The 25,116-nt window shown below is 39.8% G+C and carries 16 protein-coding genes; 13 read left to right on the forward strand and 3 right to left on the reverse strand.

Features of this window, described 5'->3' with window-relative positions; genetic code table 11:
* Positions 1-399: 399 nt before the first annotated feature.
* From JHD79_RS10745 to JHD79_RS10755, 3 genes are all read left to right on the forward strand, one after another.
* Complete coding sequence (locus JHD79_RS10745; protein ID WP_199119236.1) at positions 400-1,560, forward strand: hypothetical protein; 1,161 nt, start codon at positions 400-402, stop codon at positions 1,558-1,560.
* Positions 1,561-1,748: 188 nt separating this feature from the next.
* Positions 1,749-3,560 (forward strand): hypothetical protein, encoded by a 1,812-nt coding sequence (locus JHD79_RS10750; RefSeq protein ID WP_199119237.1) that lies wholly within the window; start codon positions 1,749-1,751, stop codon positions 3,558-3,560.
* A gap of 123 nt (positions 3,561-3,683) precedes the next feature.
* A complete protein-coding gene (locus tag JHD79_RS10755; RefSeq protein ID WP_199119238.1) occupies positions 3,684-5,456 on the forward strand; it encodes a hypothetical protein in 1,773 nt (590 codons plus the stop codon).
* 21 nt (positions 5,457-5,477) lie between these two features.
* Here the strand turns inward: JHD79_RS10755 and JHD79_RS10760 are convergent, their stop codons facing one another.
* Positions 5,478-6,206 (reverse strand): Cthe_2314 family HEPN domain-containing protein, encoded by a 729-nt coding sequence (locus tag JHD79_RS10760; protein WP_199119239.1) that lies wholly within the window; start codon positions 6,204-6,206, stop codon positions 5,478-5,480.
* A gap of 114 nt (positions 6,207-6,320) precedes the next feature.
* On the reverse strand, positions 6,321-7,973 hold the full coding sequence (locus tag JHD79_RS10765; protein ID WP_199119240.1) for a M12 family metallopeptidase: 1,653 nt from the start codon (positions 7,971-7,973) through the stop codon (positions 6,321-6,323).
* A 411-nt stretch (positions 7,974-8,384) separates the two neighbouring features.
* Between JHD79_RS10765 and JHD79_RS10770 the strand changes: the two genes are divergently transcribed.
* The 5 genes from JHD79_RS10770 to JHD79_RS10790 are packed head-to-tail and all read left to right on the forward strand — an operon-like array spanning position 8,385 to position 19,191.
* On the forward strand, positions 8,385-9,791 hold the full coding sequence (locus JHD79_RS10770) for a hypothetical protein (RefSeq protein WP_199119241.1): 1,407 nt from the start codon (positions 8,385-8,387) through the stop codon (positions 9,789-9,791).
* 31 nt (positions 9,792-9,822) lie between these two features.
* Complete coding sequence (locus tag JHD79_RS10775) at positions 9,823-13,974, forward strand: hypothetical protein (protein ID WP_199119242.1); 4,152 nt, start codon at positions 9,823-9,825, stop codon at positions 13,972-13,974.
* A 31-nt stretch (positions 13,975-14,005) separates the two neighbouring features.
* Positions 14,006-14,323 (forward strand): hypothetical protein, encoded by a 318-nt coding sequence (locus JHD79_RS10780; RefSeq protein ID WP_199119243.1) that lies wholly within the window; start codon positions 14,006-14,008, stop codon positions 14,321-14,323.
* 12 nt (positions 14,324-14,335) lie between these two features.
* A complete protein-coding gene (locus tag JHD79_RS10785; protein ID WP_199119244.1) occupies positions 14,336-18,499 on the forward strand; it encodes a DUF6443 domain-containing protein in 4,164 nt (1,387 codons plus the stop codon).
* Positions 18,500-18,504: 5 nt separating this feature from the next.
* Positions 18,505-19,191: a hypothetical protein gene (locus JHD79_RS10790; protein WP_199119245.1), complete on the forward strand. Its 687-nt coding sequence runs from the start codon at positions 18,505-18,507 to the stop codon at positions 19,189-19,191.
* Positions 19,192-19,616: 425 nt separating this feature from the next.
* On the opposite strand, the gene JHD79_RS10795 is transcribed toward JHD79_RS10790, so the two are convergent.
* Complete coding sequence (locus tag JHD79_RS10795) at positions 19,617-20,207, reverse strand: DUF416 family protein (protein WP_199119246.1); 591 nt, start codon at positions 20,205-20,207, stop codon at positions 19,617-19,619.
* A 419-nt stretch (positions 20,208-20,626) separates the two neighbouring features.
* On the opposite strand from JHD79_RS10795, the gene JHD79_RS10800 reads away from it, so the two are divergent.
* The 5 genes from JHD79_RS10800 (at position 20,627) to JHD79_RS10820 (ending at position 25,093) form a co-directional block, all read left to right on the forward strand.
* Positions 20,627-20,845 (forward strand): hypothetical protein, encoded by a 219-nt coding sequence (locus tag JHD79_RS10800; RefSeq protein WP_199119247.1) that lies wholly within the window; start codon positions 20,627-20,629, stop codon positions 20,843-20,845.
* 185 nt (positions 20,846-21,030) lie between these two features.
* Positions 21,031-23,424: a type I restriction endonuclease gene (locus JHD79_RS10805; RefSeq protein ID WP_199119248.1), complete on the forward strand. Its 2,394-nt coding sequence runs from the start codon at positions 21,031-21,033 to the stop codon at positions 23,422-23,424.
* A gap of 266 nt (positions 23,425-23,690) precedes the next feature.
* A complete protein-coding gene (locus JHD79_RS10810) occupies positions 23,691-24,095 on the forward strand; it encodes a hypothetical protein (protein WP_199119249.1) in 405 nt (134 codons plus the stop codon).
* Between the two features lie 229 nt (positions 24,096-24,324).
* Entirely contained in the window at positions 24,325-24,651 is a 327-nt protein-coding gene (locus tag JHD79_RS10815) for a DUF4134 domain-containing protein (protein ID WP_370583322.1), read from the forward strand.
* A gap of 10 nt (positions 24,652-24,661) precedes the next feature.
* On the forward strand, positions 24,662-25,093 hold the full coding sequence (locus JHD79_RS10820; RefSeq protein ID WP_199119250.1) for a DUF1896 family protein: 432 nt from the start codon (positions 24,662-24,664) through the stop codon (positions 25,091-25,093).
* Positions 25,094-25,116 lie beyond the last annotated feature (23 nt).

Here is a 25,116-nt window from a genome sequence, read left to right on the forward strand (position 1 = left end):
CCCGCAGGTATAAAGTGTATCTACCCGTATAAACTTGTACGATATGTGCTTCAACTGTCAGATTTGCATATTTCATCTTTAAGAAAAAAAAATAAAAATGTTAAAGATGATGCCAAGCGTTGCTATTGGGCTGTATATGTTTTGCATTGCAGGTAACGGTTTTATATATTTAATTGTGGTTTGGGATCATACAACCTACAGATGAACGAAAGGGGCATCCCGGCGGCAACAACTAAATTAACTGCGAACGAACTTATGGGGCGTAAAGGCTTCTTGTCCTTCTACCTCCCTTTATCTTATCCTATACAACAGCAGGCAATTTATCTTGCTGCGCTTTTTTTGTCATTGGGGTATATGTGGGGCCAATGCCATAGATGAACCAATTAGAACTGTACCCCTATGGAGAAAATCTACGTTTACGACTGGCTGGACAAGCTATGTGCCTATGACCTTAACCCGGCACTGGTATATCCGGGTGCAATTAGCAGGCAAGAGACGGAAGTCATGTCGGCCCTTATTACCCAGGAAATAGAACGGGTAGAGAACCAGCTCAAGGAATTGTTCTTTGCCGAACGCAAGAGCAGCAAGCTTGCGCTGTTGGTGAACAAGTACCACGATATGCTCATAGTGATGATGAACAGGGTACACCAGAACCGCAGCCACCCCCATATAGAGGCAACAGGCCTTAACGACCTGCTGGTTTTTATGCTGAACAAACTGGAAGGCCTGCTGCTTTTCTTCGAGCAGCATTTTGCCAGCTACCTAAACCGTGAGCTTCGGGTACCACAGGTACGGCTCATCAAGATCAAGAGGCAGATTATGGAAAAATGGGAAGCACTGCAACAGGAAATGTTCAACACCAGCCATAACAGCCTGCTCAATGTGGTACATGGTGCGCTCATCCTTTTTATTGAGCGCATAGACAAACAGCAGGACATGACCATACGTGAGGCGCAGTACCACAGGAAACTGGTAGATGACCTGCCTACCCACCATGCCTCCGAAGCTCTGATGCGGGAAATGCTCATATTCCGCAACCTGAACAACAAGGCCAGCATAGCCTACTTTACCAAACAGGTAGATATGGTGCTGGAGCATTTGGCTACGAAAGAAGAAAAGCTGGGCTGGCTGCGTTTGGAGTACAAGGACATGCAGCAGAAAAGGGTAAGCAGGAAGATGATCTACGATCCGCACTACCCAGGGCTAAAGGAATACCTGTGCGAATACATGGAGAATGAAATGCAGTACCTGGAACAGAAGATGGAAGGGATAAAACCGTTGAACGAAAAACAGACGGAGCTGCACAACTTCAAGGTGGTATGTTCGCTCAGTGCCGATCAGATAGCCGTGGTACTGCGTGCCGCAGACGAGGCCAAGGTAGTGGTGGCCCGTTCGCTCAATGCGGTGTTCAAGGCCATTGTCCCCTACCTGTCTACCCAAAAGAAAAAAGACATAAGCTGGCAGAGCGTACGCACCAAGAGCTACGACACCGAAACCCGCGACAAGGAAATTGCCATTGCCGCACTGGAAGAGATGATAAAGAAGATAAGGGACTATTGAAGGGGGCTTACCCCCCATTTGCAATGGATTTATTTTTTTGTAGATTTAGCTTAAAGCAAGAATTTAGTATTAACCCATTAAACTACTATACTGATTTAACCACCGATCAAGATAATGAACAAGAAATGGAATTTGTTACGCTAATAGTTTATTTACTATAAAGGCATGGGATAAATGATATGAATAAAATGGAAAAAAAAATTGATTTGCGGGAGAATGTGGAAGAGGCCTTGGCCAATTCGCAGGTGTTTGTTCCTCAGTTTGTCGGTTTTACTTTTCAAGAAAGCACCGTTTTCAGTGAAAGTGAACATGCATATACTTATCTAGTGTTTAAAAACTGCGTCTTCGAAAAAGACTTTTTACTGGAAAGACGCGAATTTAGCCAGGGTATTGTATTTATAGGTTGCACTTTCAAGCAGAGTGTAAGACTTAGAGAGTTGAATTTTACCGATAGTTATCCGTTTTTCAGAACGACCAGCCCAAATATACATTTCAATAAATGCACCATAGCAGATGAACTGCAGATAGGTGGAAAAATGGTTTCAAATATTGAAATAATGGGCACCCAAATAAACACACTCTCCATAGAACGGCTAAAGACTGAAAAATCGGTTTTTATATTACAATGCAACATTTCAGAATTATTTATACAACGCAGTGAGATAGGCCTTTACCTAAATATTAATGAAAATAAGGTAGATATGTTTGATATAGAGGGTCTCATCTGCAATTTGGTCAATATGTCAAGAAATGACATAAAATACTTTTATACTTCAGGATTAGAAGTTGGTAAAAGTGATACCGGCAGATATTATATCGGAGCCAATACCGTACAACATTTTTATTTTTCGATTAGTCCATATTATAAAGGGTATTATTTCCTGAAGAACAACACAGTCAAAGGCAAATCAGAAATTAATTGCTATAAAATGTTTTTCAGGCATTCGGTTTCTAAAAGGGAAAGAGAAAATTTATACCAGGCACATTACAAAGAAATCTTCCGGCCAAAATTCTTTTTTGAAGACAATGTAGTTGAAACCACTCTTGATATAAGCTCACCGTTGCCATTTGAGCGCTTCTCTTTAAAAATTGCGCCTTCTAGTAAGGGGGCCATTACCATTCCCCAATTGTCATGTGAACGGCTTACTATATCTGGCGTTCACCAAGGTGGAACGTTAATTGTAGATTTGTTGTTGTCCAAGAATGTGATCATTAAAGAGCTATTGAATTATGGGAATATAAAATTTTCAAATTATGCTCCATTGGAAAAATCAACTTTTTCTATTTTATACAGTAATTTAGGAAAAACCCATTTTTCTTTGTGTGATTTCAGCAGGGGTACTGAAATGGAAATAAGACACAGCAATCTGAGTGAAATTCAATTTTCATCGGTAACATGGTTTAGTGAAAAATTACTTAACAGTCATTCTGATTATACACCCTTTAGAGAAAATATAGAAAGATACCCAGGTTTTTATAAAAATGACAAAAAAATAAATTACGACCACGAAGTATACAAACAGCTAAAAAATGCAGCGCAAAAGAGCGAAGAAAAAGAAATGACAGTGCATTTCAGGAGTATGGAGAACCGGTTAAGATACCGTATACTTAAAGAAACTGTTTCCGCATTTAACAGGGAGCGAATGCTGCTAAGCCTAAACAGGACAAATGACTTTGGTGCAAACTGGACCAAACCAATTCTGCTGGCCATTGCAGCAACACTCATAAGCTACATACTGATCATTGCCAGTTTTTCTTTTCCTGCTGGACGGGGCTTTGGGAATTCCCTTTTGACATTAATAAAGAACTTGGCAAACTATATTTTTGTGCTGCCACAACTATTTAATCCCACGCATATTTTGGGGGCGATATTCGATCCTGTTCAATACAGCCAGATCCGTTTCAGTTTCGTTATTCACTTTATCGATATACTGCAGCGTTTTGCTATTGCCTACTTGTTAGTCCAGGCCGTTATTGCCTTTAGGAAGCAATCTAATTAAGTACGGTTTTATCATAATAAGGTTCTTTTTTGTAGATTTAGCTAACAGGTAAACAGAACCACCAAACAACACAAATTAACCACCAAGCCCAAAAGACTTCAGTAAGGGCCGCCTAAAAAACATATGGAAAGTAACCGGACATTAATTACGCCTGAACAAACCAAGTCAAAGTACTTTGAAGCAAATGGAACGCTGGAATTTGCTGACCGTATATTTGACGACACCAGTTTCTTTAACATGGAGGGGGCAGAGTTTTCAAATCTGATTTTTATAAATTGTCTGTTCAGGAACAGTGTTATTCTTAAGCCCGTCTTTGTTGCCAACAAGTTATCTTTTATAGATTGTGTTTTCGAAAAAGATCTAACATCTCTGAATATAGATATTAGAGACGAGCAACATAAATTTGACATCACCCATATTGTCCCGAGCTTGTATTTTAGCAGATGTAAAATAAAAGGTCTATTGGGAATTGCTGGAGAGGTAAAGGGATCGGTCTGGATTGAGGAGAGCGAAATAGACGTATTGGGCATGGTCTTACGTCAAACAGACTTTCTACGCATCGTTAAATGCAAAATAAACACACTGACCATCCGTGAAGCAAAGGTTTTAAAAAACACATTGATTTCACACAATACAATTGATCTTTTAGATGTGAAGGAGATTGATTGCGGAGAGATTTTAATATCAGGCAACACCATCACTGATTTTCAACTTTCTGAAAAGGTGAATTTCGAAGAACCAGATGGAAGAATAGAGATCCACTCAAATGTTATAGATAGCTGCAACATTAAAATCAGTCAGTTATTTAACGGACATTACATCATTTCTAATAATATCTTTAAAAAAGAGGGGCTTATAGCCGGTATATCACCTACTTCAACAGACAAGATCTTGCAAAAGGGAAATGGAACACCCAATTTTTTTCCAAAGGTTTTTTTCGATAATAATATTATAGAATACAGTCTTAATATTGAAATCAACACAAAGTTAGAACTGCTGAGCATAATTCTTTCACCGGTCAACAAGGGTATGCTGAATATTAATGGATCGAAAGCACATAATTTGAAACTCATGGGAACTTTGCAAGGGGGTACCCTAAATATAGATTTTACCGGTATAATCAATGTGGAAATTGATAGGCTGATCAACTATGGCAATATCATTTTTTCAAACTATAAGCCAATATTTCCGGCGAAATTCAAGGTAACAAACAGTAACCTTGGCGCAGCAGATCTTTCTATTTCTGACCTGAACAGGCACACCAGCGTAGACATTGTGCACAGCAACATAAGTGATCTGAAATTCTCTGCGGTAAAGTGGTTCGACGAACGCAACCTTAACATACTTGAAGCAGAATATGCCCGAAACACTATCCTGACCAACACAAGAAACAACCAGCTCCACGATATTTTCAAGCAAATGCGCAAGGCGGCAGAAAAATCGAGCGATAAAGGCCTTACCGCACATTTCAGGGCATTGGAGCATAAGTACCAGTTAAAAGAATTGCAGGCAACCAAACCTTTCTATCATCAGGAGCGCCTGCTGCTTACCTTTAACCTTTCCAACAAATTCGGTACCGATTGGTTCCGCCCTATTTATTTGGCAGTTGCCATTACACTTGTGGGCTATCTGTTTATTGTGGCCAGTTTTTCCCTGCACCTATTCCACCTTAACGGCGGTACGCTAAATGGCTACGTTGATAATCTTGGAAAATTTGCCTTTGCCATTCCCCAACTGTTTAACCCTGCCCACTCGTTAAGTAACATATTCGATTACAGGCAATACCCGAACGTACACCTCAATTTTGGTAGCCACCTGGTCAGTCTATTGCTGCGTTTGTGCATCTCCTTTTTATTGGTACAAACCGTAATAGCCTTCAGAAAGCAGTCGAACTAAATAGGGTAAAATTGTAAGGAGTTAGCCTAACGATGCCTTGACCTGATTATAATCGGCTTCCAACATCAACAGTAAGGCAATAATACATTGCTTGATGCGTCCCTGGTTAAACTTCAACTTAATTGTTTTTGAAACCAGCGATTTTACATTGAGTTCGTATATTTCCTTATCATATGCTGTAAACTGATACGAAGTGATCATGGCAATATCAGAGCCTGATACATTGGCCCTATGTGCTATGGTATGCCTAAGATCAATTATGCTTTTAAAAGCGTCCTCTAAGTATAGTATGAAAGCTGTAAAATTTCCCTGTATCACCTTCTCATTCTTTAACACATGCTTTTCAAGGGTAGGTGATTGTTTGTGCCCCATCCTGAAGACCACGTTAAGCAACTGTAGGGCCTGATCCTTGATCTTTGGCAACCTGAAATAATAGTTTTCAAAATGGTATTGGAGATATTCGCCCCGATCAACCCTCGTCATTTTGAAGGACTTGATCTTTGGATGGGCGAACTCAATGAGCTTGATGGTCATGTCTATATCGAAAAAGCTACTGGCAAGGTTTTCAATGGCTTTGTGAACCTCCATAATATATTTGGCAGAAGCGGTAGAACCATCTACTTTCTTGAGAAGAAAGTTCAATTGGTGCTGTAAGGTTTCTTTTCCAATAGGTGTTTCAAACAAAGATGCCTTATTGAAATCGAAATCGGCATACTGGGAACTTAGGTCTTCTATATTATCAACAGTCATAGATCGACAATATCAGAAATTCCTAACAACAAAAAAAGTATGCAAAAGCAAATGTTTAATTCTGATGAACATAATAGTACAGGCTACCAAATGGTAGCCCGTTAAGCAATTATTTTAAACGAACATTTCTTTCTTGCAATAAAGGAACATTGATCTTGTTTTGGCATTTATATCTTTAACCGGCTCAAAAAATTGTCCGGGTTCACGTTGACTGTCATTGGAAACATAAATATCATAAATGCAATCAGTACCTTTTTCTAATCTGTCAACACTAAAATACAAATAGCTTCTTGCATAATCGGGTTCCTCCCTGAACATGGTTTCGCACCTATTAGAATGTCCGTTTACACTAGGTGGTAGACCATCATTCGGGTCCAACTGGAAATATTTGACCAAGCTAAAGATTGGTTTGGCGTCAAAATCCTTTTTAAAGCAGAGGTATCGTGTTTTCTCACTAACTGGATGGAGATTGATATGAAGTTTATGGTAGCCCTCTGGAATAACTCCTTCTACCAATTTGATATCGGTAATAGGTACCTTAACGTCCAATTGATAGGAAAGATATATATAATTACCGCCATTCCCCTCGTTCAAATTTTTATCAACCTTAATAAAGCCCTTTTGATAATTGGGTTCAGAAGCTTTGCCAATCAGCACATCGACGTTCATTATCTTTACGATCCTTTGCGTTTTTGGGGCTTTCTTATAGCAGATAAATAAATCGTATTTTACTTCATGCTTGGCATAACCCTTATTCGCCAAGTCTTTTGCTTCTTTGTCTGATACTACCCTGATATCGGTAATGGCATTAGCATCACTATCCCTTTTGGCAAAGCATAGGTAAACATAATCCCCCCCGCTTCCCCTTCTCAGATCAACCTCTATCCTGGTAAAATCTTCAGGGGGTTTTATGCCATTGTTATCGCCCCTTATAATACACAGATCGGTTAAAGGTTCTGGGTACATGGAATTAATTGCCAGTACGTCTAATCTGCTCAGCTCAATGCGTTGACCTATTTCTACTCCTTTTTGCTTGGGCTGCAACGTTTTCAATATGTCATCTTTAGAAAAAAACAGCTCTCCATAGTGCATAATCGAATAATAATCATAAGGCCCCAGATCAAAGCCCGTAAGGTCGGCTTTCAGGAAATTGCGCTGCATTCCATCTATTACATTTTGGGGAAAGTAGTCAACGTAATCATCGCGGTCGTGCCTAGATTGCTCGTGCCAAAGCCCAACGGCGTGGCCAATTTCATGGATAACCTGTCCAATACCACAGCCTTCGTCCAGGCCAATAATTTGTCGTCCACCAACCATGCCTATCATTGAATGGCAGCCTACGGCAACCTTGAACAAGATAAAATTCTTGGCAGCCCTGCTGGGGTCTTTTTCCATATCAATAAAAATAAGTGCCGTTTTCCCTTTCCAATGTCCTATTGCTTCATTGACACGTGAAGGATTGGGCAGTGCCGGATCTATCTTGTAGTAGACAATTCCACCCGGCCATAATCTATTAGCAAATCCCATGGCACGTATTGCCCTTATGTTCCGTCTTTTGTCAGTGCTAAGTTGGCTAACTACATCATTCCGTTTTTCGATTTCTTCGAGCGTTCCCAAAACGATATCACCTTCCAATATGGCCAGCCCATCAATTATGGTGAATTCTACTTCCTGTAATCCATATTTAGGTGAGTAAATGAGTGTTTTGCCAGTTGGAAGGTTGTCGTCCAGGAGACTGGGCGAATAGAGTTCTTGTTGTAATTTCATTATTATAGAGTTTAAGTTAAACGTATGATACCATTCCTTAAAAATGAATACGCATAACAAAGAACATAGCATGGCCTATGGGATAGGCAACCTAAAATCTATAAATCACTTGTACTTTTCGAGAAACGTTAAAACCAATGTAGAAAAATTAATCATCTATTGGAAATTTGCAATAAAAAATCGGCATGAGCATCTCCAAATCGTCCACGCTAAAAGACTGCTTCTTTTGATGCTTCACCCGTGTAAACACGGGTGTCAAATTGGCGTTTACGCATTTTAAGTGCATTATTTAAGAGTTTGCACTTAATAAATGTAAAACAGATAAAAATTGTGGAATAATTTATTTGTCGTGTCAAATAAATAGAGCAGTTTTATTTACCAAACGAACATCACCACCAACGCTTACTGTACATGAGGAGCCGCCATGCTTTATTATGCCTCGCATTTATTGCTGCAAGCTTTATCGCCTTTAGTCAGGATAGCAGTACAACCAGGGTATCCCTCCAATATGTTGACCAGCTCAGTTCCACTGCCGACAGGTTAGAAAAGAAACTGGACAAACAAACAACAAAAGCATTACAACAATTACAAAAGCAGGAAGACCGCATGAGGCGGAAGCTGCAAAAGATAGATACCCTCAAGGCCAACGAAATATTTGGACCGGCCAAAGAGAAGCTGAACAAAAATCTTACTGGTGCAAAACAGTATATCCCCTCTTTGGATACGCTTGCTTCCTCACTGAAATTTTTGGAGCAGAACCCTCAATTGTTATCAGCTGCGAAAAATGCTAAGGAAAAACTCAAGCAGGCCACCGAAAAAATGGATGGCCTTAAAGACAAATTCCAACAAGCCGAAGCCATCAAGAAATACTTAAAAGAGCGCAGGCAATACCTCAAAGATCAGCTCACTCAATTTGGCTTTGCCAAGGAACTAAAAAAGATCAACAAACAGGTCTATTACTACAGTGAGCAATTGAATGAATTCAAAGCCTTATTAAAGGATCATAAAAAAGCGGAGAAAAAAGCGATCGAGCTTTTAAGTAAAACAAATCTCTTCCAGAAATTCATGCGCAAGCATAGCGAACTGGCAAGTTTATTCCGCTTGCCCGATCCAGATAACCCTCCCTCGGCCGCCAGCCTTGCCGGACTACAAACCCGTGCCCAGGTAAACGGACTGATCCAGCAACAGATCGCCGCTGGTGGTTCCAATGCACAGGCACAGTTTCAGCAAAACATGCAATCCGCCCAATCGCAGCTCAGCCAGTTGAAGAACAAACTCAGTAAAATGGGCGGTAATAGTAGCGACGATATACTACCCGAAGGATTTAGGCCCAACGATCAGAAAAAGAAAAGCTTTCTGCAACGGCTGGAATATGGAACCAATATGCAATCGCAAAAGGCAACTAACTTTTTCCCCGTAACCACAGATCTCGGGCTATCGCTTGGGTATAAACTTAACGACCGCTCCATCATTGGCATCGGGGCCAGCTATAAACTTGGGCTGGGTTCAGGCTGGAACCACCTGCGCGTATCACATCAAGGCCTCGGTTTGCGCTCGTTCATCGACTGGAAGATAAAAGGCAGTTTTTGGTTAAGTGGCGGTTATGAGCAGAACTATAAAGCAGCCTTCAACAGCATCGCACAATTGCAGCAGCATAGCGCCTGGCAGCAGAGTGGACTGATCGGTGTGAGCAAGGTAATTTCATTGAAGACAAAGTTGTTTAAGAAAACAAAGCTGCAATTGCTTTGGGACATGCTGAGTTACGACCAAGTACCACGGACACAGCCAATTGTTTTCAGGATAGGATATCAGTTTTAGATTTTTTTCACAAGCCATCATAGACCAAAATATGAGAAAACTCTTTACATTATTGCTACTTGCATTTTTGCAGGCAACCGTTTCTTTTAGTCAAACCAATAGCCCCGTTGACTACCCGAAGATTATTCCTCCTTCGCCAGAAGCAACGGCGATAGGAAAATACGGAAACGTGCCAACAGCTCTTTTTTCTGGTCTACCACAGATCTCGGTTCCCTTATCCGCATTAAATAATGGAAGTATCAGCAGTAGTATTTCCCTCGATTATGATGCGAGTGGAGTACGGGTGGATCAGGTGGCTACGAATGTGGGGCTGGGTTGGTCCCTATCTGCTGGTGGGGCAATTACAAGGTCGGTACTCGGGTTACCCGACGAATTGAATAATCCTCCCTATTTTCCATCAAATACTTTTAACCCAACTCTTACACTGCCGTTGGAGTCGGGAACCACTGCCGATTATTTATTTGCCAAGGATCTGGTTAATAATAACCGTGACCTGGAAAAAGATATTTATTACTATAAGTTTGCTGGCTATTCAGGGAAATTTGTTTATGATAGAACCGGCGTTCCCCGCCTGATACCGGCCAACCCGAATTTTAAAATTGAACAATATGGAGGAACCGGGTTCAGGATTACCGATGATAAAGGAAGCAAGTATTATTTCACCGTACTGGAAGGATGTGATAGTATTTATACAACCTGCTCGGCAGGCGTAGAAAGTCCCCGTGAAAATGATGTTTGTGTCACAACGGCCTGGTATCTCTCGAAGGTAGAGGGTGTAGATAATAGAAGTATCGTTTATGAATACGAAAATTACACGTATGAGATTGCCAAAAATTATTCGGAGACGGAATATAAAAAACAACTTGCCAATGCCTGTACTGACTTGGGTTATCTTGATCGTAAATGTACCCGCTTTGAAAGGATTATAGGAGTGCGCATAAAACGGATCACATCTAACAATAACATTAAAATTGAGTTTACTTATTCATCTTCTCCAAGGCTTGATCTAAAACATTTGGGTATGGATGCCGGTAATGCGCTGGAATATGTAAAAGAATATTTTGGATCGACATTAAAAAGGACCTGGCAATTATCCTATAATTATTTTTCTTATCCATCGGCACCACGTCTTAAATTACTCAGTGTTAGAGAAGATAGCCTGCCCCCACATCAGTTTTATTACAATGAAACCTATAACTTACCAGCGACTTTCTCGTTTGCACAGGATCACTGGGGTTACTATAATGGGAAAACCGCTAATACCGGATTGATCCCACCCATTCCTTTGTTCGGTAAAACCTACGGAGCCGACCGGAATCCTGATTTCGCCTATATGCAATCAGGAACACTTAATAAGATCGTCTATCCGACCGGCGGAAGTTCAGCATTCGAATATGAGCCACATGCAGACTGGAGAACAGAAGATGTAGTCACTTATCAAAACAAAGATACCAGCGTGGCATTAGAAGCTTCAATAGGTGCAAACATTGCATACACAAGATTCTATCTTGATTCAGGAGCAGCAGATATAAGTACGGACTGGCAGTTCTACAACACCAATGTGGATGAGGACATTACAGGCTATATTATGAACGATGCAGATGATCAATCATTTTTTAATATAAACACCAGCAGTGGCTCATTCAGTTTTTTAAACCAACTGCCCCGGGCTACTTATTACAAATTAAAAATAAACCGGCCAGTCTCTACCGATCATGGTTATATCAATATTCATTGGAAAAAGCCGGTGATCACTTCTGTTACTTCAAATAAAATACTTATCGGGGGATTAAGATTAAAATCAATAAAAAGTTATATAGCTCCCGGTGAGTTGGCCTTTTCGAAATATTACTCTTACAACTGGATAAATGATACGGCTAAAAGTTCAATTATACTACAGGACTTTGAGAAAGAGTACTATAGTTTATACCAGACTTATACCGTAAATGAATTAAATGGAGTGGAGGAATGTGGTTATAATGTATTTTCTTCTTCCTCTACGCCACCTTTTGGAAATGGCCTGGACAATGCAATTGGTTATCGGCAGGTAGTTGAAACCAGTAGCACCGATAAATCAAATGGAAGGACGATTTATAAATATTCTGGAGGGGCCGGAGATGTAGGGATAAGTGTAGGGGTTGTAGGCAATGCGGGAAGTTTCCAGGGACAATTGCTCGAACAGGCAGATCAGAAATATGATATGGGAACTACCAGCTACATCAATGTCCACAAAACTAAAAATTATTATACTACTCCTTTTGGACAATGGTGTTTTCTTGATGGGGATAGTTGCGCGAGTAACCAAACGGTGATCCCCAATATGCAGATCAGTATGACAAAGCCCGAGACATTATTACATTTTACTGTGGGAGAGGATAAGACCTATCCCGGTGTTTTCTCCATAAAGCAATATTTTACTATTTCAGCAATAACTTATTTGTCTAAAACAGAAGAAATTAATTTTAACCCTGCTGGCACAGATTCGAGTATTGTTTCTTCAAACTTTTATTATAACAATCCTTCTTATGCTTATCCAACAACCACGGAAACTCTAAACAGTAAAAATCAACTGGAAAGAAAAGAGAATAAATACTCGTTCGATCTGGCCGCTGCATCAGGTAATCCACCCAATGTCTACAATGAAATGGTTACGGCCAATATGGTTACACCTGTGCTAGAAGAAAAGAGTATTAATGTGACCAATAGTAATGCGGAATTATCCAAAAAACAGGTGACCTATAAAAAATGGAACAACCTTACCATACAACCTGCGCAGGTATTTACTTCGGTGTTTGGTAATTCTCTACGAGCAGAACTTATCTATAAGGCTTATGATACACTTGGTAACATTATTGCCTACAAAACCTCTGCTGGCGATTCGTTGTGTTTTTTATGGGATTATAATCACAATTATGCTATCGCCAAATTCATCAATGCAGATACCGGAGCTGTAGCATATACGTCCTTTGAAGCAGATGCAAAAGGCCGCTGGAATTTTACTGGAACAGCATCCAACGATAATTTAAGCCCCACCGGAAATAAATACTATAGTCTCCCGAATGGTAATATTACGTTATCGGGTCTGTCAACCGGAAGTATTTATATCGTTTCCTATTGGAAAAAAAATGCAAGCGGAACATCTACTGTTAATAGCGGTAGCGGTACGGCATCGACCAACAAGGGAGGTTGGACGCTTTATACGCATGAGATAACCGGTTCCAGTTCTGTAACTATTTCGGGTACTGGATCTATTGATGAGCTCCGGCTTTATCCTAAAAATGCACAGGCCGTTACTTTTACCTATGATCCATTGGTGGGCATGACAAGCCAGTGCGATATGAATAACCAAATTGCCTATTACCAGTACGATGGCGCCGGTCGGTTGAACCTAATAAAAGACGCTGACAGAAATGTTATTAAGCGGATCTGTTATAATTATGCAGGTCAACCGGAGGATTGTGTAGTCAATACAACTGTTCTTTGGCAATCCACCGGTTCCACCCGCTGTCAAACCTGCCCCGCAGACGAAGCTTACTTTTCCAATATACAGGAACACCAGGAGAGGGACAATAATCCATATAGCGCCACCTACAACACAACCCGATGGGTATCGGATGGGGTAAGTGGCAGTTGTCCTGCTCCTGCTGATTGGCAGAACACGGTTACTGCGATCCGTTGTAAAGCAGTAAGCGGAGTAAATACCGGGGATAGAGAAAGGGAACAAAAAGACCTTAATCCCTGTAGCTCTACCTACAACGAACTTCGTTGGGTTGTTGTGGATCAAAACTGTAGCGTTTGCCCCAAGCCTGCTAGCTGGACAGCTACTGGTAACCTGCGCTGCGTAGTGAATGGAAGCAGTGAAAACACCGGTTACCAGGAAAAAGAAGAACGTGACCTGGAAACCTGTAGTAGCACTTATAATGAGCTCCGTTGGGTGAGCAATGGGTATAACACTACGGCATGCCCACTCCCTTCTGTGTGCAATAGTGGCAACTGTTCAGGCAATAACAAAAAATGTGTGGGAGGCGTTTGTGAAACAGGTGTTGAGGTGGAGATCGATTGTTATTTTGATCCGGCAACACAAAAATATGTGCATGTATATGCATATAAGTTTAGCAACAATACCTATTCAACCTATACCTGGACTGAACGTAATCCCTTTGGATGTCCTATTGAAATGTAAAGCGTAAAATATTATGAAACAGTTTTTTTTCATGTTAGTGATTTGTATCAGCTGTAGCTACCACGCAATTGCGCAGACGGGTAGTCCTGATGCTGCGGCACAAGCGCTCACCCAACGTATGCGTGATACCCTGCAGTTGAGAAATGGGCAAAGAGATAGCATCTATGCAATCAATGTGCATTTGAATGAACTTAGCTCTGCCGTGCGTGCCCAAGGCCAACCGGATTCTTTGCAACCGCGGTTGCAGCGGATCGAATATACCCGTGATCCACTATACTTGCCAGTATTGGGCATAGACAAATTCCTATTGTATAAAAGAAAAAAAGTAGCGTTGCTGACGGGCAACTAAAAACAATCTGCTATGAAAAGATCCTTTTTCAAATTTTGTTTATACTGTATCATTGTTGGGTCGGTACCCGGTGTTCAACCCTTGCTGGCACAGCAACCTATGCCTGCAGCCTATAGTGGCACGGCACCCATCAACTATGTCCGCACCTACGATGCGTTGGCACCAATGACAGATCCCAATCAATTACTGCTAAAAGGCATGCAGGATGTAAGACAAACCACGCAATACCTGGATGGACTGGGCAGACCTATTCAAACAGTCATCAGGCAGGGTTCCCTGATAACCGGAGGCGCAGCTACTGATCTGGTATCGCCAAACTTGTATGATCAATTTGATAGGGAACAGTATAAATATTTACCTTTTGGCGCTAACAATACAGGAGGTAATACTTCAATCACTGACGGGCTGTTTAAACTAAATCCTTTTCAACAGGATTCGGTTTTTAGTAAAGCGCAGTATCCTGGTGAAACTTATTATTACGGAAAAACGGAATTTGATGGATCTCCTTTGAACCGGTCTGTAAAGGAAATGAGCCCGGGTAATAATTGGGTAGGGACATCCCGTGGTGTACACACAAATTATTGGCTGAACACGACTACCGATAGCATTCGGATATGGAATGTTACCGATGTGGTTAATGACTTTGGAGCCTATTCAAGTCCAGGTTTTTATTCTCCTGGCAAATTGAATAAGAGTGTGATTGTTGACGAACATGGTAAACAGGTGGTTGAGTTTAAAGACAAGAATGGCAGTCTTATTTTAAAAAAAGTTCAATTGACCGCAACTGCCGATGCAGGCACAGGTGCTGGGTACCAGGGATGGTTATGTACTTATTACCTGTATGATGATATAGCGAGATTAAGGGCTGTCGTACAGCCGCAAGGTGTCCAGTTATTGTTGGAAAATAGCTGGTCTATGACTGCATTGAGCAATGCCATTTTGAATGAGCAATGCTTCCGGTATGAATATGATTTGCATAATAAGATGATCCGTAAAAAAGTGCCCGGTGCCGGTGAAACATGGATGGTCTACGATGCAAGAGACCGGCTGGTGATGAGCCAGGATGCCAATATGCGCGCTGCTCATCAATGGATGTATATGCAATATGATGAATTGAATAGGCCTGTGGTTACAGGACTGATAACAGATAATACAAATTATAATAACCTTGCCTATCATGCCTCGGCAGCCGCTTCAAGCACAGCATATCCAAACCTGGGTTCTTATACCACAGAGGAGTTGACGAGGACATTTTATGATGATTATGATTGGTTATCGGTTAATGGCAATCCGTTTTCTGCTTCAAAAAGTAATGATTACGGAGATCATTTATTAACACCATCAAACAGTTATCCCTATGCACAGGCTGTCACACAAAGTTTTGCAACGGTGGGAATGATAACAGGTACAAAGACAAAAGTACTTGGGACTGGCACATATCTCTACGGGATCACCTATTATGATGACCGGCAAAGGGTCATTCAAACAATCAGTGATAATATTACCGGCGCAAAAGACATGACCACCACGCAGTACGATTTTTCCGGTAAGGTATTATTGCAAACAGTGTCCAGTATTAAAGACCTGACTGTTGACCGGATTGATTTTGTGAGGACGGCAATGGAATATGATGACCTTGGGAGATTATCTACAGTAAAAAAGAAACCGTATAGTTATTTTGATGGCTCCTGGAAAGGCGGTGTGGAGAAGCAGTTATTGTTAAATGAGTATGATGCGCTCGGTCAGTTAAAGAAGAAAAAACTGGCTCCTGCGTATAACAGTGGCGCAGGGCTTGACAGTCTTTCCTATGATTATAATATTCGTGGCTGGATGCTGGGAATGAACAGGAGATATGCTAAGGATGAGCATAGTAATAATTATTTTGGCTTTGACCTTGGTTATGATAAAACCAATAATGGTATTGTTGGTAACCAGTCCTATTCCAATGCGCAATACAACGGGAATATTGCAGGCATGGTCTGGAAAAGCAAAGGAGACGGAGAGAAACGTAAATATGATTTTAGTTATGATGCGGTCAACCGGTTGCTGAAGGCCGACTTCAATCAATACACCTCTGCTTCTTTTAATAAAACTGCGCTGGTGGATTTTAGTGTAAGCAGCATGAGTTATGATAGAAACGGCAATATCCTGAACATGACGCAACATGGTCTCAAACTGGCCTCTTCAGCCATTCTTGATAGCCTGGTATATGGATATGAGTCCAGTAGTAATAAACTGAGTTATGTGACAGACAAGGCCAATGATGCTAATACTCAACTGGGAGACTTTAAAGAAATTAATAACAATACGACCGTTGACTATGGCTATGACGATAATGGTAACCTGTCACTCGATAATAATAAAGCGATCAGCAGTATTACTTACAATCATTTGAACCTAACGGCGGTTATTCATGTCTTGGGTAAGGGAAATATCCGCTATACTTATGATGCCTGGGGCAATAAATTAAAGAAAATAACAGAAGACAGTACCGTAAGCCCGGTCAGGACAACAACAACCCTTTATGTAGGTGCTTCGGTCTATCAAAACGACACCTTACAGTTCATTACACAGGAAGAAGGCCGTATAAGGTACCGTGCATCAGACAATACGTTCCAGTATGATTACTTTGAAAAAGACCATCTTGGCAATGTAAGGATGGTATTAACCGAAGAAGAACAAACAGATATGTACCCGGCGGCAACCATGGAAACGGCCACTGCAACCACGGAAGAAGCATTCTACAGCAATCTTCCTGCTACCCGCATTACTACACTGCCCGTAGATTATCCAGCAAATACGCCAGCCGGCAATGCCGCCGTAGCCAAAGTCAATGGTTCCGGCAATAAAATAGGACCGGCAATAGTGCTGAAAGTAATGGCAGGCGATCAGTTCAGTTTGACCGTGAATAGCTGGTATAAAAAGAATGGTGCCAGCCCGGGAACGCCCGTAGATCCCCTTGCCGATCTATTGACGGCGCTAACTACCAGCGTAGGTTCGCTGGCTGGAGGGCACGGTGCTACTGCCGGAGCGCTGCAAGGCGGAAGTATATTAAATGCGGGAACCAGTTCGTTCCTGGGTTCACAAACACCAGTATCGGGCAAGCCAAAAGCATTTGTGAATTGGGTACTATTTGATGAGCAATTTAAGCTGGTATCATCCAGTTCAGGTTCACAGATCGTGGGAAGCGATGACAGCTATACCACGCATACAAAAACTGGTATGCCTGTGGATAAGAATGGATATCTGTATATTTACGTCAGTAATGAGACACCGAATATCGATGTGTTCTTTGATAATTTGCAGGTGACCCATGTGAGAGGTGCTATTTTGGAGGAAACGCATTATTATCCGTTTGGGCTGACGATGGTGGGGATATCTTCTAAGGCGCTAGCAATCGGAAATCCAGAAAATAAACTCAAGTATAATGGTATTGAGAAGGAAAATGATCTCCAGATCGAAATTTATGATGCTCAGTTTAGAGAATTGGATGGTCAAGTTGGTAGATGGTGGCAGATCGATCCAGTAACAGATGGCTATGAAAGTATTTCTCCTTACGCTTCAATGTATAATAATCCGATTACTTATAGCGATAAGTTAGGAAATGAAGGACAGGCATGTTGTTGGTTTACCTTTGACAAGGAGTCATTTATGGATGGGGTAAGATGGATTAATAACAATTTGAACCCATTAACTCCTATTGTTGAGTTCGTGTCTGGTAAAAGCATGAGTAGTGATTTAAAAGAAGATAAACCGAGGCTGGAAACTCTTAAACAATCAATGGCTCCTGTGCCGGTTAAAGTTAAAGGCGCGGGAGTTGCGCTATCAAAGGCAGAACAGTTAAAATTGAATGCTGAAAAAGGGGGCCTATCTGAAAAGAAAGTTTTGACCGAAGAAGGACTAAAAAAGAATACTACTCCTATAACTGTCACTGATCCTAAAACTGGCAAACAGGTTACCACAATACCTGATGCAATAATAGAAAATGGGGCAACTGTTGAAGTAAAAGATACAAAAAAACTATCCGATTCTAAACAACTCAGGGCTCAAAATGAAGTGTCACAACAAAATGGGCAAAAGGCAGTAGTGATAACTGGGACAAAAACAGTAGTATCAAAAACTGTAGTGCAGAAGATGGATGTTCAAAGAAAAGATTACATAGGTCCACAAAAATAAAAAATATGAGAGAAAAAGAATGGTTTAGAGGTGACGACTGGGATGTCGAAACCCAAATGTTATTTGAGAGCAAGTTAAAGAGGTCAAGAGACCCTTATAACAAAGCGCAGTACCTTAGAATAAAAGCAAGTTACCTTCTTGATTCTAAAGATCAAGATAAGCAAATTGAAGGATGTAAATTAATGGGACGGGTAATTAGCGAATACCCCAATGAAATCTCTCACGTAATGTTTGCCTATGAACAATTAGGAGATTACTATTTTACTGAAAAAAAATACATTGAGTCGGAATTAAATTACCGTCAAAGTGTTTCTTTTTATCGAAAAAACGGGAGAGGTGGGTCAAGCGGCATTGGTGATATAAAGCTGGCGGAAACTATTGTAAAAACAGAACAATCTAGTAAGTTCTCGGAGATGTATAGTCTTCTTGTAGATGAGTTTAAAGAAAATGGTGGGTCATTATCCCTTAATGATGACATATTTAGATATTATTCTGTTTTGGCAAAAATATCTATAAAACTAAATAAGAATGAAGCAGCAAAGGAATATGCTCAAAAAGCATTAGAATTAGCATTAATTAAAGAACCGCAGTTAGACAATCATCCAAAATTGGGGGTAGTAAAAATTAGCGATGATGAGCAAAGTACATTAGAACATATCTTAATGACTATTAAACAAATGGAAAGGAACTAGATGGACCCACTATAAATTACTGCATCAGTAAATAGGGATGGTAAAGTGGACAATTTTTTACAGTAGACTAAATCATCCGGTTCGGCAACTGGAGTGGCAGCTTTCCGAATTTATTCCAAATCTTTCGTAATATTTAGAAATGATTTGATCCAAAAGGAGATTAACCTTCAAACTGGCGATACTACTTTTTGGAAAATAAAGTGGTTAAGTCCTTGTATGCTGACGCTTAGCTTTTTAAAAAGTAGTCAAGTGATTCCAAAGGAAGACCTTTCTTTACTTGAAGGCTCACAAAACCAATGTCGAAATATTACGTGTTACAAAAGATTATTACATTTTTAGAGGTGAAATAGACAGTATTGCAGCAAGCCGGATTGTTGATACAGTTTGGATGAAAAAAAAGCAATAATTTTATAAACAAAGGGGACTTATAGATTTAGGCTGCCTTTGTTATTGTTTTCTTGAAGATTGAGCAAGACTCGAATATCATCGAGATCAAAACTCATACTGGCAATCAAAAAATCGACTATACCTTTTTGTATAGAAATTTCCTTTTTCATTAATGGATGAGAGTCTATTTTTTTTTGAAAATCTTTGTCCCTGTTAAAATCAAGATCCTCTATTTCCTGAATATACATATCAACAGAATCGGTAGCCATTGTTGAAATATCTTCAAGCCTTGATTTTTTTTTGTCGTTCAGAAAGCCTAGCGTTTCAGTTATTACAGTGCAAGCATCTAAAGCAGAAGAAGCCAGTATTGTCTCATAGTCTGCGGGCTCAGGTATGCACGTATCTATTTTTTCTATTAAGAAATCATTTTTCGCTTTATCAATTTTTTGATTGAAAAAATTGCCGGAGATGTAGTCTATTGCCGTTCTTAATACAATAGGATCACCAAAGTCATAATTCTTTGAGAAGTAATTATAGTTTGGGTAAAGCCGCTCACAGGTTAGATAAGCAAACGCCAATTGTTTATTAAAGTCTAGTTCTTTGAGTTTGCCTATTTCTGTAATTGCCATACTTGGATGAGTTGAGCGAGTTCGATTTATTTTAGTCTATTTTTAATTTCTGGAGAAAATTCGAGTTAACTCTAAATTAGAAAGCGAATAAACGCTATATAAATTTAAATGAATTTCAATATCCAAAGTTTTTTTTAGCAAAAATTGACCTCGCTAAAAAATAATTGGCTCAATTACCTACTCTCACATGGATAAGCTAACATATTTTGACACGACCAAGTGAAAGAAAAGCATCTGCATGACAGTTTTCATATATCTGACTTAAAAAATGGGTTTAGGGAAATGCGAATAAGAATTTGTTTTATTCTATTTTTTAACAGGTATGCTTTTGTTCATATGGAGACCAGCTATAATTAACTTGGTCCTTAACGTGTTATTACCTGACGGAAAATAAATAAATTTAATACTTTAGAGATACGATGAGCATAGAAGAACTTGAAGATTATTTTAGAACGGTTGAACTACCGAAACAACCGATACAATTAAACCCCTCACATATCATTTCAGATTTACAATTGTTTTTGGACAGTCATTTCGCAGGGCTAAAAGGCCAGCCAATAAACCACCTTACCCGCCCATTGTATGACCGCTTAGTGGAACTAAAGAACTACTTAGAAATGCAAAAGGAAGGCGCATAAGAAATTATTTCAGCATAATTAGCCTACCAACCAGACTTTAAACAGTTATTTAAATCAAGATCTGTTCATTCTTTTTTAGGAAAATTTAGAGTTTGCATTTTCTTTTTTTTAACTTTTGTACAAAAAACGTTTAAAAATTTGCCAAAATAGGTTATACTTATAGATAAGTATCTAAAGCGCGCAAAATGAACGAAAATGAATTTGAACAGCACCTTAGCCATGCATTAAGGACTATAATGCCTACACTTCAACCCTCCCAAATTAAAACCCAGCAATCTTTTACCGTTAAATTTGGAAGGAACAGGGAGACAATTGAAGCAGGTGGTAAAAATAACAAGACGAGACAAGGCATTTATGACCTGCTCTTGTGTATTGATGGAAGGCCTCTGGTAATGCTCGAGCTAAAAAAGCCAGGTTCAGTATTATCGGACGAGGATCGTGATCAGGGTATTTCCTATGCTAGATTGACCGATGATATTACCCCGGTAACTATAATTACCAATGGAGTGGATTTCAGGATTTATGACACCTATACCAAGGATGAGATCAAGGAACAGTATTTGGATGGTAATTTCTTTAGCAAACGACTTCAACAGGCTGCAAGCCTGGCCAAAAATGAGTTTAAGCAATCTGTAATTACACTCATAGAGAATGACCAGCGCATACTTTTCAAGTTGTTCAACAAAATAACTGATACGGCATTTAATGACATGATCGGTAAGGCCGATAATATGAGGAAACCTATCATAAATGATTTCTGCATAGAAAGAGAAATATTGCCAATATTAAGAAAATTAGTTAGAGATCACCAATTTGTGGTGTTGAGTGGTGATGCATACATTGGTAAAACCAATCTCTTATATCAATACTATCTCGAAGCCTTAAAAAATGAAGAAGCAGTTCTTTACGTAAATTGTCTTGATTTTAACTATTCTATATTCAGAAAGTTAACCAACAGTATTCATAGTGAATTAAAATTCCCAATTGACGAGATTAAACTTAAGGAATGGTTATTATTGAATTTTGACCAAAGCAAGGAGAAAAAGGTTACCATCATCTTTGATCATTTGAGGTATAATATTGATCCAGTAATTATGGCCGATATATCAGAACTGGTAGACATTTTTAGAATGGATGGGAATAATATCATCATTTCTGCCGACAAAGCTAACTATGTACTTCTAAAGGGCAATGAAGACCGGAAAATGAATACTTTCTTTGGAAATACCTTTAAAGAGATTGAACTTGGTGCATTTTCCACAGAAGAGTTCCATAGGGCAAATAATATCAGCATAAAGAATTATAACATAACATTTGCCTGGGGAGCAGTATATTCTGACATATATCGGTTACCGCACATTTGGCGTATGCTTTTGGGAAATGAAGCTAAGGCCATGCCCGATAATCATTATGGTATATTCAAGGCAGTTCCTTCCATTGAGTTTTTGGACGTTTTCAGAAAGAATTATCAATTGGCCGAACAGCCAGTATCTGATTTCCTATTGCTTGTTGGGGCATTCTTTGATACTGTAGCTGAAATTGAAAGCCATTCTTTAAAGTTGATTGCCCATAACTTGGGAATTATAGCTGAAGAAAAAGCCCTGCAGCGTATCAATGAAAAAAAAATCGACAAGTTGATCTTAGCCGGTTACTTAGAACGTCGGATAGTAACTGATTTTAAATGGGTTCTAGTGGTTAAACAGCCCGAACTTCTGGCAGCATTTGCAACCAGTTACCTATTGAAGAATTATTTGCCTTTGTTGAATTTAAATTTTGCTGAAGGATATAAAAAGCTGCTTTCAGACTGTGAATATTTGCCCTACGGAGAACTTGTAGTTGGTGATTTCATTAAACGATTAGGGTCAATAGATATAGAAATGTACAACCTTCTATTTAATGAGCTACTTAAAGATGCTCCAATAATCAAAACACATAGTGGGCCAATGGACGTAAATTTATTTATTAACAAAGTTGGTATAGTAAGGGTACAAAATGAAGAAGATATAGAAAACACTTTTTATTCAAATCTATTTCCCTACCTCGTTCTGAGCCATTTGTTGAATACCAATTTTATGGGTGAAGATGAAGATCCTTATTATATAAGGTTTCAACTTATCTATGACATTGCAGACAAGCCTTTTTTACTGAGAAAAGCAGATAGGACATTTTTTCATGATGGCATAGAAAGTATCAACATTGGTAGATTGGGTTCATTTTTAAAGGGTAATATTGGCATTTTAGAGCCGATAACCCAAGCTATTTATGATAATCTGCTGATATTGCCAAAATATATTCAGGATGTTTTTGATGCGGCTGTAGAAAATGAGAAATATCATCTTGTTCACCGAATTTATATTGCAGCCCAAAACGCAATAACAATGCAGGCGGTGGAGGGTGACATTCTAGAGATTTGCGACTATATTGTCAATGACTATAAAAAGGCACTAACAAAAATAATAGCCCTAGGTATAACTGATGAAAATGCTTCTGAAGAAGAAGTAGAACAGTTGCGCATCAAAATTGAACAGGTTAGAGGCGGAGGTGGAAAGAACAATGTGGATGTAATAAAGTTATTTTGATCTTCTCAAAATTTAATCTAAAGAGCCAGGCTAAAATAAGTCTGGTTTTTTTTTGCCCTACCCCTACCCGCATACTCCAAAAGTAAAAGCCTATTTTTTTTCTTCAATTGTTATCCTGCTAATTATCAATCCTCTACAAAGGGTACAAAAAAGGTACAACTAATCTTGTCCTTTTAATCGCTTCCCAATCATGGTTCTTTTGTCCTATAATTTATTATCGGCCCCTATAAAAAGGGCCATTAGGTCAAACAGAAAAAAGTGGAATTATGATCAGAGAAATTACCTGGACCCAGTATGTTTTTACCATAAGCGGATTATGTCTGTGCTACTATCTGTATTTGTTCTATCGCTTTGCAAAAAAGTCGCAAAGAAAAGATTTTAACGAACAAAATGGTATTGAAGAGTATGATCCAAGCATGGAAGAAGTTGATGCGATCATTACAGATGAATTGTTTGAAAAGGCAGATGAGCTCATACAAAAACTGACGGTGAGTATTGAGATAGAGGACAATAAAGAGCAGCTCTGCGCCCTTTTGAGCGGCAACCTTGGCGAGTATCCCGAATTGAATACGCCCGCTTTCCGGGCAGGTATCAATAACCGCATACAGACAGAGCTGGAGAAGAGAGGTGTGGTAACGATGAGTGAGCATGAGGTAGATGGGTTATGGTGAGGTGGCGTGCAGAGCGCCTGCTGGTCCCTTCCTGCATTGGATTGCAGGAAGGGGGCCACCAGCAGACTGTCCAAAAAACAAACAAACGAATTACCACGTACCGCCCGTGCTGTAGAGCTATAGAAGTCATAAGGATGGCGTGAAACGTGGACACTTTCCCGCCTCTCCCAACGGGGAGGCCTGGGAAAGTTTTTAAAAGTGTAATTGATAAATAATCGTGTGTATGAAAATGTGTGTATGGAAGACAGGCAAGACCTGTAAAAGAGCTGGATTATTCCTGATGATGATGATAGCTGCTGCGCTGGCCAAAGCGCAGACTGCCAGTGGTGATGCCGGTATTAACGAGGCCAATAGGCAGGTAAGGAGTTATTTTTCTGCAGGTACCGATCTGATGTATGCCATTGGTGCGGTGGTTGGCCTTATAGGTGCAGTAAAGGTGTACCAAAAATGGAACTCTGGCGACCAGGATACTTCAAAGGTAGCTGCCGCATGGTTTGGCAGTTGTATTTTTTTGGTGGTTGTTACCACTATCATCAAATCATTCTTTGGCATTTAGTCTTAAAGCCATGCAAAAAGTACTGACAGAAAAACTACGCGCCTATTTGGTCAACAACAATCCCGACCTACTGCTGAAACTTCAGGGCGACACCAGTATTACCAAATTTATTGAAGACAAGGTAAGCATGGTTATGCCAATGGTTTTACAACTACTGGAAGAAGGTAAGCCGGGCTATGTGATTGAAGAGTTGTGTCTTAATACACTGACGGAAGATCTACGCCCTTCAAAATTCAATTACCTGCAAGAAATATTGGAAGTTGAATTTAAAGACCAATACCAAAAGTTTAAGGAAGCGGGCGTACTCACCTATGAAACAGTGAATTTGGTAGAGGCATGCGCCAGCATTTTTGAGACCTATGAGTTTAATGAAAATACAGAAGACAATCGTTTTTTAAGATACATGATTATTGCGGAAGTACATGATTACCTCTTACGTTGAGTAAGTGAATAAGTGCAGTAGGA

The sequence above is a fragment of the Pedobacter sp. ASV28 genome (assembly GCF_016428855.1).
Classification (GTDB): Bacteria; Bacteroidota; Bacteroidia; order Sphingobacteriales; family Sphingobacteriaceae; genus Pedobacter.